This window comes from Massilia sp. CFBP 13721, from assembly GCF_014842025.1.
Taxonomy (GTDB): Bacteria; Pseudomonadota; Gammaproteobacteria; order Burkholderiales; family Burkholderiaceae_D; genus Telluria.
This window is the reverse complement of the sequence record NZ_JACYUY010000071.1, coordinates 1-478: the sequence shown is the minus strand read 5'-3', so window position 1 is coordinate 478 and position 478 is coordinate 1. Positions and strand designations below refer to the sequence as shown.

The 478-nt window shown below is 53.3% G+C and carries 1 pseudogene; it reads right to left on the bottom strand.

What is annotated here, in order from left to right:
• A pseudogene (locus tag IFT60_RS26205) lies at positions 1-219 on the bottom strand (IS110 family transposase); the annotation flags it as partial.
• Positions 220-478 lie beyond the last annotated feature (259 nt).

Below are 478 nucleotides of genomic sequence, written 5' to 3'. Positions count from 1 at the left end.
ACTTTTCCAGTAAATGCCCGTACTTTCCATCACCACTAACTCGACCTTCAGCGACGCAGCCCACTCAGCGAGTGCCTTGCGGTCGCGCTTGAATGTACCGAACTGACGCTGTATCAGCTGTGGTTCGCCATTCTCATCTTCAATCATTGCACACGCCGTTATCTGTGCCTGGTGCACGTCCAGACCCAGCACGCGTTTATAGAATGCCACCAAATTCATTTTTCACCTTTTAAGGTAAAGTTAGAAAATGGAAGGCAGCGATGCAAAAAGCTGAAGTAGCCTGAAGGCGACAAGTCGCCGACGGCCTGCTTAACGTTCGCTCTCTAAGGATGCAATCCGGGGTACGAGTCAGCTTTGCGGGTCACGTTAGGGTCGGGGTTGGCACCTCCACGATATCGCGCGACCTCTATCGTTGCCTTCCACCTCTATTCTCTTTCATGCTCCGGGGTGGCGCCGCTCGCAATGACCGTTAGGGTGG